The sequence below is a fragment of the Streptomyces sp. WMMB303 genome, from assembly GCF_029351045.1.
In the GTDB taxonomy this organism is placed as follows: domain Bacteria; phylum Actinomycetota; class Actinomycetes; order Streptomycetales; family Streptomycetaceae; genus Streptomyces.
Map to the genome: position 1 here is coordinate 1157682 of NZ_JARKIN010000001.1, position 15152 is coordinate 1172833.

Here is a 15152-nt window from a genome sequence, read left to right on the forward strand (position 1 = left end):
ATGGGATGAATGCTGCCCAACCGCTTTCCTCCCCCTCGCTGCCCTCGCTGCCCCCGCTGCCCTCGCCGCCCCCGCTCTCGGCTCCCCAGCGCGCCCCCCTGGCCACCCAGGTGATCGCGACGCTGCGCCAGCAGATCACCTCGGGCCGGTGGCCGGTGGGCAGCCGCATCCCCACCGAACCAGAGCTTGTGGAGCAGCTCGGGGTGGCCCGGAACACGGTGCGCGAGGCGGTGCGGGCCCTGGCCCACAACGGGCTGCTGGACATCCGGCAGGGCTCGGGCACCTATGTACTGGCCACCAGCGAGCTGGCCGGGGTGATGCACCGCCGGTTCGCCGGCGCCGATCTGCGGCACGTGGCGGAACTGCGGTCCGCGCTGGAGACCGCGGGCGCCCGGCTGGCGGCACGCCGGCGCACGGAAGCGGACCTGCGGGAACTCGACGGCATGCTGGAACGCCGGGAGACGGCGTGGGACTCCGGCGACGTCGATCGCTTCATCGACGCCGACCGCAGCCTGCACATGGGGGTGCTCTCGGCCTCCCACAACGAGGTGCTGACCGGGGTGTACGCCGACCTCGGCGAGGTGCTGCGGTCCTATCTGCGGCAGGACGTGGGCGGGGAGTTGCGTCCGGAGAACCACATGGACCACGCCCGGCTGCTGGACGCCATCCGGACGCAGGACGCGGAGGCCGCCTCCGAGGAGGCGGCCTCGCACACGGCGGAGTGGGGCCACGGGGCGCTGTAGCGGGCCGCCCCGCCGCAGCCCGGAACCGTGCCGCGGGCCGGGTGCGGGCCCGGCCCACGGCACGGCGGGGTCAGGCCCCCATCATGTGCACACCGCCGTCGACGTGCACGATCTCGCCCGTGGTACGGGGGAAGAAGTCCGACAGCAGGGCGACGACACCGCGGCCGGCCGGCTCCGGGTCGGTCAGCTCCCAACCGATCGGGGCACGGTGGTTCCACACGTCGGCCAGCTCCTCGAAGCCCGGGATGGACTTGGCCGCCATGGACTTGATGGGGCCGGCCGACACCAGGTTGCAGCGGATGCCCTTCGGACCCAGGTCCCGCGCCAGGTAGCGGCTGGTGGACTCCAGAGCCGCCTTGGCCACGCCCATCCAGTCGTACTTCGGCCAGGCGATCTGCGCGTCGAAGGTGAGACCGACGACCGAGCTGCCCTCGTGCAGCAGCGGCAGGCAGGCCATGGTGAGCGACTTGAGCGAGTACGCCGAGACGTGCACGGCGGTGCTGACGTCCTCCCAGGCCGCACCGAGGAAGTCGAAGGCGCCCTGCGGACCGAAGGCGATCGAGTGGACGATGCCGTCCACCCGCGCGTCCGGGCCCCAGTGCTCGCGGATCCGGTCGGCCAGCCCGTCCAGGTGCTCCTGGTTGCTGACGTCCAGCTCGATGACGGGCACGGCCTCGGGCAGCCGCTTGGCGATGCGCTCGACCAGCGAGAGCCGCCCGAAGCCGGTGAGGATGACCTCGGCGCCCTGCTCCTGGGCGACCTTCGCCGCGTGGAAGGCGATCGACCCGTCGGTGATGACGCCCGTGACCAGGACGCGCTTTCCAGCGAGGATTCCGCTCATGTTCAGTGACCCATGCCCAATCCGCCGTCCACGGGAATGACGGCTCCGGTGATGTACGCGGCCTCGTCGGACGCCAGGAAGCGGACCGAGGAGGCGACCTCCTCCGGCGCGGCGTAGCGGCCCAGCGGTACCTGCTTGACGATGTCGGCGCGCTGTTCGTCGGTGAGCGCGCGGGTCATGTCGGTGTCGACGAAGCCGGGCGCGACGACGTTGCAGGTGATGTTGCGGGAGCCGAGCTCGCGGGAGAGCGAGCGGGCGAAACCGACGAGCCCGGCCTTGGAGGCCGCGTAGTTGGCCTGCCCGGCCTGGCCCATCAGCCCGACGACCGAGGAGATCAGCACGATGCGGCCCTTCCGGGCCCGCAGCATGGCGCGGGAAGCGCGCTTGACCACCCGGTAGGTGCCGGTGAGGTTGGTGTCGACGACCGAGGTGAAGTCCTCCTCGGACATCCGCAGCAGGAGCTGGTCACGGGTGACACCCGCGTTGGCGACGAGCACCTCGACCGCGCCCTGCTTCTCCTCGATCTCCTTGTACGCCTGCTCCACCTGCTCCGGCTCGGTGATGTCGCACTTGACGCCGAGGAAGCCCTCGGGCGGCTCTCCGGAGCGGTAGGTGACGGCGACCTTGTCGCCTGCCTCGGCGAAGGCACGGGCGATGGCGAGGCCGATGCCGCGGTTCCCTCCGGTCACGAGCACTGAGCGGCTCACTGTGCGCCCACCCTTCCTGCTTCTGCTGTCGCGGTCCGCCGCGACCTTCTGCCGTCGCGGTCTGTCGCGAACAGACTGCCGTCGCGGTCTGTCGCAAACAGAACCTATCCGGCGCCACCGGGCCGCGAGCACTCGGGCACGGACAGGGGCATCCGCGGCCTCCTGTGGGGTCCCTACAGAAACGCCGTTCCCCGGCGGGGGGGCTGACTGCCCCGGCCTCCGGCGCGGGTACGGGCGCATAGACTTTCCCGTGACCGTATCGAGCACCCACCACACCAGGACAGTGACGTGACACGCCTCGGCGACTCCGTACAGCGCGCCAGCGAGCTGCTGGCCCAGGACCTCTCCACCGACACGAACGTCGAGCGGCTGCTCGCGGAGACCGGGGCGCGGCGCTGTCTGGACCTGAGCGACCTGTCCGCCGAGGAGCAGGCCGAGCTGATCGGGGCGCGGTCGGTCGACCTGCTGCCGTCGGTGGAGAAGCTGGCCGAGCGGATCGAGGAGCGGGCGGCCCAGGGCAAGGGCCTGCACATCAAGCTGGGCATCGACCCCACGATGCCGGACGTGCACCTGGGGCACGCGGTGCCGGTCATCGTGCTCAGCCGCTTCCAGCGGATGGGCCACGACGTCACACTGATCATCGGCGACTTCACCGCCAAGATCGGCGACCCCTCGGGCCGCACGGCCGAGCGTCCCCCGCTGACCGACGAGGACATCGCGCGGAACCTCTCCGGATACCAGGAGCAGGTGCGGCCGTTCTTCGACTTCGAGAAGGTGCGCTTCGCGCGCAACAGCGACTGGCTGGCCCCCTTCACGCTGCCGGAGCTGCTGGGCCTGCTGACACAGGTGCCGGTCTCCGCGCTGCTCCAGCGGGAGGACTTCCGCAACCGGCTCTCGGAGGGCTCCGGCCTGACGATGTCCGAGCTGCTCTACCCCGTCGCCCAGGCCCTCGACTCGGTCGAGCTGGACTGCGACGTGGAGCTGGGCGGCGTCGACCAGCTCCTCAACCTCCAGATGGGCCGCCGGATGATGGAGGTACGCGGACAGCAGCCGCAGCTCGTGGTCACCATGCCGCTGGTCGAGGGCACGGACGGCTCGGGCGCCAAGATGTCCAAGTCCAAGGGCAACTACGTGGGGCTCGGCAGCGCTCCCGACGAGATCTTCGGCAAGATCATGTCGATTCCGGACCGGCTGATGGCCCCCTACCTGCGCGCCTGGACGGAGTGGACCGACGCCGAGATCGACCAGGTGACGGCCCGCATCGACGCCGGTGCGCTGCACCCCATGGACCTGAAGAAGGTGCTGGCCGGCGAGGTCGTCGCAGCCCTGCACGGAGTGCCCGCGGCGATGGCGGCCCGCGCCCACTTCGTGGCCCAGTTCTCCAAGAAGTCCTTCTCCGACCTGGAGACGCTCCCCGGCGTCGCGCTGGACGAGCACGGCGAGGAGGGCGTCGCCGCGGTCCTGACCAAAGTCCTGGAGTTCACACCGAGCGCGTCGGCCGCCCGCCGCATCGCGAAGCAGAACGGGTTGCGGCTGATCGTCGAGAAGGCGGGCCAGAAGCAGCAGTCCGTGGTGCTCTCCGAGGCGGAGGCGCTGCGCCCGCTCGCCGAGATCGCCCGCGAGGCGGTCGCCGCGCGGGCCGACGGGGCGGCCGACGCGCTGTACCTGAAGGCGGGCCGCAAGGTTGCCGAGATCCGCGGGCTGTGACCGCGCCGCGGCGAGGGGGCACTCCGCACGCCCCCTCGCGCGGCCGGAGTACGCCCCCTGCCGGATCCGCCGCACCACCGTCCTGCGCAGGGCGGCCGGTCCGGTCCACGTGGCGCCCCGGTCTCGTGGCGGACGCATCCGAGGCGTACCGTGGAAAGAGTCCGGATCTCCGCGCGCGGCCGCGGGGAACGGCAGGTGAGCAGGTGGTGGAGAGTGACGCGGAAGCAGCACCAGCACGAGGTTTTCCGGATCACCGGGGCCCGGCAGGGCCTGCAGGAGGATGTGCGCGGAAGGCAGCGGCGCTATGTGATCTCCATGCTGGTCCGCACCCTCGCCGTCATCCTGACTGTGGTGCTGTGGAACGTCGAGCGTCCGCTGGCGGTGGCCACGCTGGTGATCGGACTGATCCTGCCCTACATCGCGGTGGTGATCGCCAACGCCGGGCGCGAGAACGCGCCTTCGGCTCCCCCGGCCGCTCCTCCGCCGGAACCTCCGCAGCGGGTGCTGGAAGGCTCCCGGGTGACGAAAGCGGGCGACAAAGCCACGCCGGACGACGCGGATCGGGTCTCGAACGAGACCGCGAGCGACCGCAGTTGATCTGGCTCTTCGCACAAACCTCAAGAAAACCTCAGATCAATCCTGCGGTTCCGGTGCACCACGACCGCTCCCGCATGCCATACTTCATGTGCGCTCCGCATCCCCCGTCGGAGCGATGGACCGACGCCGGGCGGCTCCCCCCGTGGCTGCCCGGCGTCGCTTAATGTCCGGACCGTGAGGCAGGATGAAGCGGTGATCCCTTCCGCCTCCCCCTCCGAAGAGGGACCCGAGACCCCGATCTGCTCCGCCAAGGGCTGCCGCGAGCCGGCCGAGTGGGTGCTCGCCTGGAACAACCCCAAGCTGCACACCCCCGACCGCCGCAAAACCTGGCTGGCCTGCGAGGAACACCGCGAGCACCTGTCGAAGTTCCTGGGCGCCCGCGGCTTCCTCAAAGACACCGTGCCGCTCGCCGAATGGCACGCACCCGACGGCGGCTGATCCCGCGCCCCGACCCCGCCGCAGAAGCCGACCCCGCCGCGACCGTGGGCAGACCGCCCGCCCCGGGTCAGCCCCCGATGGCCGACATCGGGCGCTGCGGCTGCACGAACGACGGGTCATCGATCCCGGCACCCGCCTTCTTGCCCCACATCGCCTGCCGCCACAGCGCCGCGACCTGCGCGTCGGACGCCCCGCCGCGCAGCGCACCCCGCAGATCGGACTCCTCGGTGGCGAACAGACAGGTGCGCACCTGCCCGTCCGCGGTCAGCCGGGTGCGGTCACACGCCCGGCAGAAGGGACGGGTGACCGAGGCGATCACCCCCACGCGCTGCGGGCCGCCGTCCACCAGCCAGCGCTCCGCCGGCGCGGAACCGCGCTCCTTCTCCTGCTCCGGGGTCAGCGTGAAACGGGTGCGCAGCGACGCCAGGATGTCCCCGGCGGTGATCATGCCCTCGCGCTGCCAGCCGTGCTGCGCGTCCAGCGGCATCTGCTCGATGAAGCGCAGCTCATAGCCCTCCTCCAGAGCCCAGGACAGCAGCTCTGGGGCCTCCTGGTCATTCAGCCCCGGCATCAGCACCGCGTTGACCTTCACCGGGGTCAGTCCCGCCGCCCGCGCGGCGGCCAGCCCGCGCAGCACATCCGCGTGGCGCTTGCGGCGGGTCATCCGCCGGAAGGTCTCCGGGTCGAGCGTGTCCAGCGAGACATTGACCCGGTCCAGCCCGGCCTCGCGCAGTGCCTGCGCGGTGCGCTCCAGCCCGATCCCGTTGGTGGTCAGCGACATCCTGGGACGCGCCGGCAGCTCGGCGCAGCGCGCCACGATGCCGGCGAGCCCCGGACGCAGGAGCGGCTCGCCGCCGGTGAAGCGGACCTCGGTGACACCGAGCTCCACGGTGGCGATCCGGACCAGCCGGACGATCTCGTCGTCGGTCAGCAGTTCGGGCTTGGCGAGCCACTGCAGTCCCTCTTCCGGCATGCAGTACGTGCAGCGCAGATTGCAGCGGTCGGTCAGCGAGACGCGCAGGTCGGTGGCGACCCGCCCATAGGTGTCGAGCAGCATGCTGACGGCCCTCCCAAGTGCGTGATCTGCTTCGCAGCGTAAGTCACGTATGTGACATCCGACAGCTTCCGCTGTTACGGGGTCGCACCTGCGAGGGCGCCGGCGCGCCGCACCCCGCATTCGCGCTTCGCGCGTCCTCCCCGGGTACCCGCCCCCTTTCGCGGAGGGCGACTCCTCTTCGCGGGGGTGCGTTGCGTTGTGGGGGCACGCCCCCGTTGTTCTTCGGCTGCCGCCGAGCGGTCGTGTCGGGGGGCGGAGCCGCCCCGACGCCCGCCCGGCGAGGACGACGGGCCCGGGGGCGAAGCCCCCGGGCCCGAAGCCGCACCCGGCGAACAAGGGACGCGGAACGCACCCCGCGAAGGGGGAGACGGCGCCCCCGCAAGGGGGCGCCCGGCGTCAGTGGGCGCCCACTCCTGTCATGGAGCGGACCTCGAGCTCCGCGTACTTGGCGCCTCCGGCGCCCTCGTCCTTGGAGAGGAGGGAGCCGATCCAGCCGAGCAGGAATCCCAGCGGGATGGAGATGAGGCCGGGATTCTGCAGCGGGAACCAGGCGAAGTCGGCGTCGGGGAACATGGAGGTCTCCTTGCCGGTGACCACCGGCGAGAAGAACACCAGGACCACCGAGGAGACCAGTCCGCCGTAGATGGACCACAGCGCGCCCGTGGTGGTGAACCGCTTCCAGAAGAGGCTGTAGAGAAGCGTGGGCAGGTTCGCGGAGGCGGCGACCGCGAAGGCGAGGGCGACGAGTCCGGCGACGTTGAGTTTGCCGGCGAAGATTCCCAGGCCGATGGCGACGCCGCCGATGATGACCGCCGAGACGCGGGCCGCCTTGACCTCTTCCTTCTCGGTGGCCTTGCCCCTGCGGATGACGTTGGCGTACAGGTCGTGCGCGAAGGAGGACGAGGAGGCGAGGGTCAGTCCGGCGACGACGGCGAGGATGGTGGCGAAGGCGACGGCGGAGATCATCGCCAGCAGCACGGCGCCGCCGGTGGAGTCCGCTCCGCCGCCGATCTCCTGGGCGAGCAGCGGCGCGGCGGTGTTGCCCGCGGCGTTCGAGTCGGTGATGGTCTTCGGGCTGAGCAGCGCGGCGGCGCCGAAGCCGAGCGCGATGGTCATCAGGTAGAAGACACCGATGATGCCGATGGCCCAGTTGACGGACTTCCGGGCGGCCTTGGCGGTGGGCACGGTGTAGAAGCGGATGAGGATGTGCGGCAGTCCGGCGGTGCCGAGCACGAGTGCGATGCCCAGGGAGATGAAGTCGATCCGGGAGGTCGTCGAGACGCCGTACTTGAGTCCGGGTTCCAGGAACGAGGCACCCTTGTTGCTGTTCTCGGCGGCGGCGCCGAGCAGGGCGGAGAGATTGTAGTTGAACTTGTGGAACACCAGCACGGTGATCACGACCGTGCCGCCGATCAGCAGGCACGCCTTGATCATCTGCACCCAGGTGGTGCCCTTCATGCCGCCGACCGTCACGTAGAGGATCATGACGATGCCGACGAAGACGACGATCAGATTCTTGCCGGCCTCGCCCGTGATACCCAGCAGCAGCGCGACGAGGGCTCCGGCGCCGACCATCTGGGCGAGCAGGTAGAAGATCGAGACGATGATGGTGGAGACGCCCGCCGCGGTCCGTACGGGGCGCTGCCGCATCCGGTAGGCCAGTACGTCGCCCATCGTGTAGCGCCCGGAGTTCCGCAGCGGTTCGGCGATCAGCAGCAGCGCCACCAGCCAGGCGACGAGGAAGCCGATGGAGTAGAGGAATCCGTCGTACCCGGACAGCGCGATGGCTCCCGCGATACCGAGGAAGGACGCGGCGGACATGTAGTCGCCGGAGATGGCCAGGCCGTTCTGGAAGCCGCTGAACTGGCGTCCGCCCGCGTAGAAGTCGGTGGCGTCCTTGGTCCGGCGCCCCGCCCAGACGGTGACGCCGAGGGTGATGGCGACGAAGACGGAGAAGAGGGTGATGATCAGCGTGCGGTGTTCGCCGGCGCCCTCGGCGGCCAGCTGGGTGGCGGGGGCCGCGAGTTGCTGGGTGAGACTCATGCGTCGTCCTCCTGACCGGCGAGCTCGCCCTTGTCCTCGTCCCGGGGTGCGGCCTGGGGGCCGATTTCGGCCCCGGTGGCCCGCTGCAGGTTCTCCGCCTCCAGTCGCGTCTTGAGCGCTTCGGCCTTGGGGTCGAGCTTCACTGCGGCGAACCGCGAGTACCACCAGGCGATCAGGAAGGTCGTCACGAACTGCGCCAGTCCGAAGACGAAGGCGATGTTGATGTTCCCGACGACCTCGGTGCCCATGAACCCGCCCGCGTAGTTGGAGAGCAGGACGTAGAGCAGGTACCAGACGATGAATCCGACGGTGAGCGGGAAGACGAACGAGCGGTAACCGCGCCGGAGTTCACCGAACTCGGCACTGTGCTGGACGTCCGTGTAGTCGCGGGGGCCCGGTGGGCCGGAGTGCGCGTGCTCTGGGGCGGTGTCCACAGTGACTCCTGACGGAACGTGAGGGGGGACGGAGCGTTCGAAAGGTGTGACCCACGTCTCAATGGTGAGCAGTGCGCGCATCGTAGATCGTCCGTCGCGCCCGCAACAGGGGTCGGTAGTTGAAACAGATAAGACCGATCACGGTTGTGTACAGCCTTCGGACTTTCTCCATCAATCCATTGCAGTTACCTGGCTCCCAGAGATAACTTCCGTCGTCTGTGGACAACTTCAGACGACATGGAGACCCCATGCATGTGAGACCATCCAGGCGGCGGCGTGCTGTGGCGGTGCCGCTGGGACTGGTGTTGACCGCCACCCTCGGCCTGGCGGGCGCGGCATCCGCGAACGCGCAGACCACCGAGCGGGCCGCGGCCGAGGCCGCGACACCCAAGGCGAAGGCCGGCGAGAAGCTCAGCTACATCGTCAACACCGAAACCAGTGGCCGTACCGTCAAACGTGTCAAGAAGGAAATACGCGAGGCTGACGGCAAGGTCATAGCCACTTACCGGAAAATAGGCGTCATCGTCGCGCACTCCAGCAACCCGGAGTTCGGCGAGACGCTGCGCAATGTGGACGGCGTCGACTCGGCGGGCGCCACTCGCACGGCGCCACTCAAGGCGGCGACCACCACCGAGGTGGGCAAGCCGCACTTCGTCAAGGAGCCCAAGGCCAAGTCGGCGCTGACCGCGGCGCGGGCCAAGGACCAGGAGCCGCTGGAGTCCCTGCAGTGGGACAAGCGGGCCATCAAGGCCGACAAGGCCGCCAAGGTCAACGAGGGCAGCAGGAAGGTCACCGTCGGCGTCATCGACACCGGCGTGGACGACACCCACCCGGACCTGAAGGCCAACTTCTCCAAGAAGCAGTCCGCGAACTGCGTCGGCGGCAAGGCCGACACCTCGCCCGGCGCCTGGCGTCCCTACGACCCGAGCGAGGACTACCACGGCACCCACGTGGCGGGCATCATCGCCGCGCCCCGCAACGGTGTCGGCATCGCGGGCACCGCGCCCAACGTGAAGGTCGCCTCCCTCAAGGTGAGCGAGCCCGACACGGCGCTGTTCTACAGCGAGGCCGTGGTCTGCGCCATGGTGTTCGCGGCCGACCACGGTATCGAGGTCACCAACAACAGCTACTACGTCGACCCGTGGCTCTACAACTGCGACGACCAGGCCGACCAGAAGGCCATCATGGAGTCCGTGCAGCGCGCCATCCGGTACGCGCAGCGCAAGGGCGTCACCACGGTCGCCTCGGCGGGCAACTCGTCGAACGACCTGGCCGCGGACGAGATCAAGGACGACAGCAGCCCGGACGACAGCACCCCGGTCGAGCGGACCATCGACCCGGAGCACTGCAAGGACGTGCCGGCGATGCTGGAAGGCAGCACCTCCGTCTCGGCGACCGGCCCGGAGAACCTGAAGTCGTACTACTCCAACTACGGCCGGTACGAGGTCGACGTGACGGCGCCCGGAGGTGACCGCGCGTTCCAGACCCCGGAGGAGCCCGCCAAGGACGGCGGCGTGCTGTCCACCATGCCGAACGGCGAGTACGCCTACCTCCAGGGCACCTCGATGGCCGGTCCGCAGGTCGCGGGTGTGGCGGCGCTGCTCAAGAGCACCCACCCCAAGTCCAGCGCCCAGGAGATCTCCTGGCTGCTGAAGGCGCAGGCCCAGACGCTGCCCTGCCCGGAGAGCTACGACCCGGGCAACCTCGGCACCTACGCCGCGAAGTGCACCGGCGTGCGGGGCAACAACAGCTTCTACGGGCACGGGCTCGTGGACGCGCTGGCGGCCGTCACCAAGTGACGCCGTGACGGAGTGACGACCGCCCGCCTGCCGCACGACGGCCCGGGCGATCGGCCGGGGCCGGACCGCGTATCCAGCGGTCCGGCCCCTTTCCGTTGCCGGGGGCCGGCTACCGGTCGGCGGCGAGTTCCGCCGCGGGCCGGGAGGGGTGGGCGGGCTGCCATCCGGGGCCGCGGAAGATCCGGCCGCCGCGCTCCCGCCAGTTGCGTGCCGCGCGCACGTCGCGGGCGATGGCCGCGTACTCGTGCGTGGCGACGCGCAGTGGGTTGTAGGAGTCGACGTTCTTGGTCAGGCCGAAGACGCAGGGGTCGGTTTCCGGCACGAACGAGCCGAAGAGCCGGTCCCAGACGATCAGGATGCCGCCGAAGTTGCGGTCCAGGTAGCTGCCCTGGGACGCGTGGTGCACGCGGTGATGCGAGGGGGTGTTGAAGACGAACTCGACGGGGCGCGGGAGCTTCCCGATCCGTTCGGTGTGGATCCAGAACTGGTAGACGAGGTTGGTGGCGGAGCAGAACGCGAGGGCTGCCGGGTGGACGCCGCAGGCGATCAACGGCACGTAGAACGGCCACACGGTCCAGGTCGTCCAGGGCTGGCGGAGTGCTGTGGTGAGGTTGAACTTCCTGCTGGAGTGGTGCACGACGTGGCAGGCCCACAGGATGCGGATCACGTGGTGGCCACGGTGCGACCAGTAGTAGAAGAAGTCCTGCGCGAGCAGCATCAGGGGCAGGGTCCACCAGAGGATCGGCACGCGGAGCGGGGTGAGTTCGTAGACCGCCGCGTACAGGGCGACGATCGGGATCTTCCACAGCGCGTCGAACACCAGGCTGCCGAGCCCCATGGTGATGCTCGTCGCGGCGTCCTTCGCGGCGTATCCGGCGGCGTCCTCGTCCGGATGGAGGCGGTAGCTCACCATTTCGACGACGGTGAGCAGGACGAACGCGGGGATGGACCACAGGACCACATCGGGCAGGCTAGACGGCATGTCAGCAAGGTAAGGCCGCCGGAAGCCCCGCGCCAGAGGTTGTTACCGCTTGGTATGGAATCCCGGCCGCACCACACCCACCGCTTCCCTTCCCCGGAGCGGGTACCGCGCGGGCGGGCGCCGTCCGGGTCCCGGCCCGGCACCCGCCCGCTCCCCCGGCGGTCGGCGTCAGGGCTCGGAGACCGTCGTCGCCCGTGCCGTACGGGAGTTGAGCGCTTCGAGGACGTGCGCCGGGCACCGCGCGGCTGCCGCGTGCCCAGGGTCCGTGCGCCCCGTGGCGCCGGCCGGCGACCTGAGCGGAACGTCCGATCCGCCCACGCCGCCGGGGGTTTGACGGCTTTCCGGAGCACCGGGACCAGACCCACCGGAGGCGCGGAGCGTACCGGTGCACGGGCAGGGCGTGCGGCGCTGTCAGTAGCGACCCGTATTCTCTGTGACCATGCTCGAAGACCAGACGGCACGCACGGACGGGACCTCCCCGCGCATCCCCGCGCAGCCCGCCGCCGACTCCCAGCCTCCCTCCGACTGGCCCACCGGATATCCGGACGGCTACGCGGTGGTGGACGTGGAGACCACGGGCCTCGCACGGGACGACCGGATAGTGTCCGCCGCCGTCTACCGCCTCGACGCACGCGGCGAGGTCGAGGACCACTGGTACACGCCGGTCAATCCGCAGCGCGACCCCGGCCCCACCTGGATCCACGGGCTGACCGCCGAGGCACTGGCCGACGCGCCGCTCTTCGAGGAGATCGCCGAGGAGTTCGCCGCCCGGCTGACGGGCCGCGTGCTGGTCGCGCACAACGCCATCTTCGACTGGTCGATGATCGCGCGGGAGTACGCGCGTGCCGAACGCGAGGCGCCGGTACGCCGGCGGCTGTGCACCATCGCGCTGTCCAAGGAGCTGTCGCTGCCGCTGCCCAACCACAAGCTGGAGTCCCTGGCCGCGCACTACGGCGTGGTCCAGCAGCGGGCGCACCACGCGCTGGACGACGCGCGGGTGCTGGCCGAGGCGTTCCGCCCCAGCCTGCATCTGGCCGCCCGGCACCGGGTGCGGCTGCCGCTGCTGGCGTGTCAGCCGCTGACCGAGTGGTCGGACTCGGTGGTCTCGCGCGGCCCCGGCGGCGGGGCGGGTGCCGGGTACCGCTCCTACGGCCGCGGGTACGGCACCTGGCGGCCCGCGCGCAAGCGCCCGGCCTGTCCGTACCCCAACCCGGGACGCTACGAACCGGAGGGGCGGCTGGTGCAGGGGATGCGAGTGGCCATCTCCGGGGACACCTCGGTGGACCGGGATCTGCTGGAGGACCGGGCGATCGAGGCGGGCCTCCACATCGCCACCAGCGTCTCGCGGCTCACCAGCCTCCTGGTCACCAATGACCCGGACTCCCCCACCTCGAAGGTGGTGAAGGCCCGCAGCCACGGCACGCCCGTCGTCGACGAGGCCGCCTTCACCCAGCTCCTGCAGGACGTGGCCCCCGCACCGGAGGGGTGAACCGCCGGGGGGTACCGTCGGTAGACGTGTACCGCTTCCTGCTGTCCCGGCAATGGGTGATCCTCACCCTGCTCGGCCTCGTGTTGATCCCCGCGATGATCAAGCTGGGCTTCTGGCAGCTGCACCGCCACGAGAGCCGGGTCGCGCGCAACGAGGAAGTGGCCGCCAGCCTGGCGGCGCCCACCGTACCGGTCACCGAACTGACCGGGAGAGGCCGGGAGCCCGCCGCCGACGACAAGTTCCGCACGGTCGCCGCGCACGGTACCTACGACACCGCGCACGAGGTCGTCGTGCGGCACCGCACCGGCCCGGACCGCGACACCATCGGCTACTTCGTCGTCACCCCGCTCGTCCTCGACGACGGTTCGGCAGTCCTGGTCAATCGCGGCTGGATCCGTGCCGACCGCGATCTGACGGCCTTCCCCGAGGTGCCCGAGCCGCCCCGCGGCCGGGTCGGCGTCGTCGGACGGATGATGCCGGACGAGACCACCGAGGCCAGCGGGATCAAGGACACCCAGGGGCTGCCCGACCGCCAGGTCATGCTGATCAACAGCCGGAAGCAGGCCCCGGAGGTGGACCACCCACTGCTGGGTGGCTACATCCAGCTGACGAAGACCTCGCCCCGGCCCGGCGGACAGCAGCCGGAGGTCCTTCCCGAGCCCGACCACAGCGGAATCGGCCCGCACATGGCCTACGCCGTGCAGTGGTGGCTGTTCACCGCCGCGGTCCCGGTCGGCTGGGTCGTCCTGGTGCGCCGTGAGGTCAAGGAACGGCGCACGGCGGCCGAAGCCCCGGAGCGTCCGGAGCCGGTGGCCGAGCCCGTCTGAGACCGGTGGGAATCCGGGCCCCGCACTCTCGGGGCCCGCTGGGCGGTCAGGCAGACTGCTCCCCATGGACCTTGGACTTTCAGAGCGCGTCTACGTCATCACCGGGGGCACCCGCGGGCTCGGGTTCGCCACCGCCGCACAGCTGCTCGCCGAAGGAGCGCGCGTCGTCGTCACCGGCCGCTCGGAGAAGTCGGCCGAGGAGGCGGCGGCGCAGCTCGGGGTGGAGGCGTCCGGCGCCGAGGGCCGGGCGCTGGGCATCGGCGCCGACAACGCCGACCCGCAGACCCCGGCGCGAGTGATCGCCGCCGCCCGGGAGCGGTTCGGGCGGTTCGACGGCCTCCTCGTCAGCGTCGGCGGCCCCCAGGCGGGCGTACCCGCCGACCAGCTCACCGACGAGCAGTGGCAGACGGCCTTCGACGACGTCTTCCTCGGCGCCGTGCGGCTGGCCCGCACGGCGGCCGGTGAGCTGGGCGAGGGCGGAGTGGTCGGCTTCGTGCTGTCCGGCTCCGTGCGCGAGCCGATCCCCGGACTGACCCTCTCCAACGGGCTGCGCCCGGGACTGGCCGGGTTCGCCAAGAGCCTCGCGAACGAACTGGGCCCGCGCGGCATCCGGGTGCTGGGGCTGATGCCCGGCCGGATCGGCACCGAACGGATGCAGTACCTCGACTCCCTCTCCGGGGACGGGGACGCCGCCCGCGAGCGCAACTGCTCGGGCATCCCGCTGCGCCGGTACGGCACACCGGAGGAGTTCGGCCGGACCGCCGCCTTCGTCCTCTCCCCCGCGGCCTCGTACCTGACCGGGGTGATGCTGCCGGTGGACGGCGGGGCGCTGCACGGGTTCTGAGTGCCAGGTGCCGCCCGGGGCCGGCCCACTGCGGGGATCAGCTCACCCGTTCCGCACGGTGCCGGGCGGCCCGCATCCTGACCTCGGCCGGCAGCTCGCCGAGCCCGGCCGAGGTCACCGCGTGAGCCAGTGCCTCGCGGTGCAGCCGGTGCACCGCGGGGCCCGGCTTGGCGTGCGCGGTCAGCAGCAGCCCGACGCGGGCCCGCGGGCGGCCGCGCTTCCCCGTCAGAACGACGCGCGCCCGGTCGATACCCGGCTGGGACTCGGCCTCCGCGGCGACGGCGTCCTCCAGAGCCCGCCCCCGGAGGACCGCGCCCTCGCCGTCCCCGCTGCCGATCTCGACTCCGTCCAGCCGCTGCCACCGCAACTGCGCCAGCAGCCACCACAGGAACAGCAGGAACAGCACTGCCAGGACGGCGAGCGCCACCGGCCACCACCAGCCCTCGTCGGTCCACCGGGTGCGCTCGGCGTCGCTCAGCACCACGTCCTCGGGCCGGCTCCAGGGCCAGTCGGCGGGCAGGGTGACCTTCCACCGGCGAGGCAGGTCGAAGCCCGCGAAGAGCACCGCCAGGCCGAGCGCGAGCAGCACCAGCCCGACCAGCGCGAGCAGCACCCGGTCAACAGTCCGCAGCATCGTCCTCGCC

Annotated in this window: 14 protein-coding genes and 1 pseudogene; 8 read left to right on the forward strand and 7 right to left on the reverse strand. The window is 70.9% G+C overall.

The features are described from left to right. Nucleotides 1-5 precede the first annotated feature (5 nt). Nucleotides 6-743 carry an FCD domain-containing protein gene (locus P2424_RS05300; protein WP_276474626.1) on the forward strand — a complete coding sequence of 246 codons (738 nt, stop codon included), beginning with the start codon at nucleotides 6-8 and terminating at the stop codon, nucleotides 741-743. Nucleotides 744-813: 70 nt separating this feature from the next. On the opposite strand, the gene fabI is transcribed toward P2424_RS05300, so the two are convergent. Together fabI and fabG are read right to left on the reverse strand one after the other, a co-directional pair. Continuing rightward, nucleotides 814-1584 (reverse strand): enoyl-ACP reductase FabI, encoded by a 771-nt coding sequence (gene fabI / locus P2424_RS05305; protein ID WP_276474627.1) that lies wholly within the window; start codon nucleotides 1582-1584, stop codon nucleotides 814-816. A 2-nt stretch (nucleotides 1585-1586) separates the two neighbouring features. Next, the gene (fabG, locus tag P2424_RS05310) at nucleotides 1587-2291 is read right to left on the reverse strand and encodes a 3-oxoacyl-[acyl-carrier-protein] reductase (protein WP_276474628.1); all 705 of its coding nucleotides are present in this window, start codon (nucleotides 2289-2291) and stop codon (nucleotides 1587-1589) included. 288 nt (nucleotides 2292-2579) lie between these two features. Between fabG and tyrS the strand changes: the two genes are divergently transcribed. From tyrS to P2424_RS05325, 3 genes are all read left to right on the forward strand, one after another. Beyond that, nucleotides 2580-3998, forward strand: a complete 1419-nt coding sequence (gene tyrS, locus P2424_RS05315; RefSeq protein ID WP_276474629.1) for a tyrosine--tRNA ligase — start codon at nucleotides 2580-2582, stop codon at nucleotides 3996-3998. Between the two features lie 213 nt (nucleotides 3999-4211). Continuing rightward, nucleotides 4212-4595, forward strand: coding sequence for a DUF3099 domain-containing protein (locus P2424_RS05320; RefSeq protein WP_276474630.1), 384 nt, complete (start codon nucleotides 4212-4214; stop codon nucleotides 4593-4595). Nucleotides 4596-4787: 192 nt separating this feature from the next. Further along, the gene (locus P2424_RS05325) at nucleotides 4788-5033 is read left to right on the forward strand and encodes a hypothetical protein (RefSeq protein ID WP_276478835.1); all 246 of its coding nucleotides are present in this window, start codon (nucleotides 4788-4790) and stop codon (nucleotides 5031-5033) included. 67 nt (nucleotides 5034-5100) lie between these two features. Here P2424_RS05325 and moaA read toward each other — a convergent pair whose 3' ends face one another. From moaA to P2424_RS05340, 3 genes and pseudogenes are all read right to left on the reverse strand, one after another. Next, nucleotides 5101-6090 (reverse strand): GTP 3',8-cyclase MoaA, encoded by a 990-nt coding sequence (gene moaA / locus P2424_RS05330; protein ID WP_276474631.1) that lies wholly within the window; start codon nucleotides 6088-6090, stop codon nucleotides 5101-5103. Nucleotides 6091-6486: 396 nt separating this feature from the next. Further along, nucleotides 6487-8133, reverse strand: coding sequence for a cation acetate symporter (locus P2424_RS05335; RefSeq protein ID WP_276474632.1), 1647 nt, complete (start codon nucleotides 8131-8133; stop codon nucleotides 6487-6489). 98 nt (nucleotides 8134-8231) lie between these two features. Continuing rightward, nucleotides 8232-8648, reverse strand: a pseudogene (locus P2424_RS05340) (DUF485 domain-containing protein); the annotation flags it as partial. A 167-nt stretch (nucleotides 8649-8815) separates the two neighbouring features. Here P2424_RS05340 and P2424_RS05345 point away from each other — a divergent pair. Further along, nucleotides 8816-10366: a S8 family serine peptidase gene (locus P2424_RS05345; RefSeq protein ID WP_276474633.1), complete on the forward strand. Its 1551-nt coding sequence runs from the start codon at nucleotides 8816-8818 to the stop codon at nucleotides 10364-10366. 109 nt (nucleotides 10367-10475) lie between these two features. Here the strand turns inward: P2424_RS05345 and P2424_RS05350 are convergent, their stop codons facing one another. Then, a complete protein-coding gene (locus P2424_RS05350) occupies nucleotides 10476-11348 on the reverse strand; it encodes a sterol desaturase family protein (RefSeq protein ID WP_276474634.1) in 873 nt (290 codons plus the stop codon). Between the two features lie 439 nt (nucleotides 11349-11787). On the opposite strand from P2424_RS05350, the gene P2424_RS05355 reads away from it, so the two are divergent. From P2424_RS05355 to P2424_RS05365, 3 genes are all read left to right on the forward strand, one after another. Further along, nucleotides 11788-12837: a DEDDh family exonuclease gene (locus P2424_RS05355; protein WP_276474635.1), complete on the forward strand. Its 1050-nt coding sequence runs from the start codon at nucleotides 11788-11790 to the stop codon at nucleotides 12835-12837. Nucleotides 12838-12863: 26 nt separating this feature from the next. After that, on the forward strand, nucleotides 12864-13664 hold the full coding sequence (locus tag P2424_RS05360) for an SURF1 family protein (RefSeq protein ID WP_276474636.1): 801 nt from the start codon (nucleotides 12864-12866) through the stop codon (nucleotides 13662-13664). Nucleotides 13665-13728: 64 nt separating this feature from the next. After that, a complete protein-coding gene (locus P2424_RS05365) occupies nucleotides 13729-14508 on the forward strand; it encodes an SDR family oxidoreductase (RefSeq protein WP_276474637.1) in 780 nt (259 codons plus the stop codon). Nucleotides 14509-14545: 37 nt separating this feature from the next. On the opposite strand, the gene amaP is transcribed toward P2424_RS05365, so the two are convergent. Next, complete coding sequence (gene amaP, locus P2424_RS05370; protein WP_276474638.1) at nucleotides 14546-15142, reverse strand: alkaline shock response membrane anchor protein AmaP; 597 nt, start codon at nucleotides 15140-15142, stop codon at nucleotides 14546-14548. Between the last annotated feature and the right edge of the window lie 10 nt (nucleotides 15143-15152).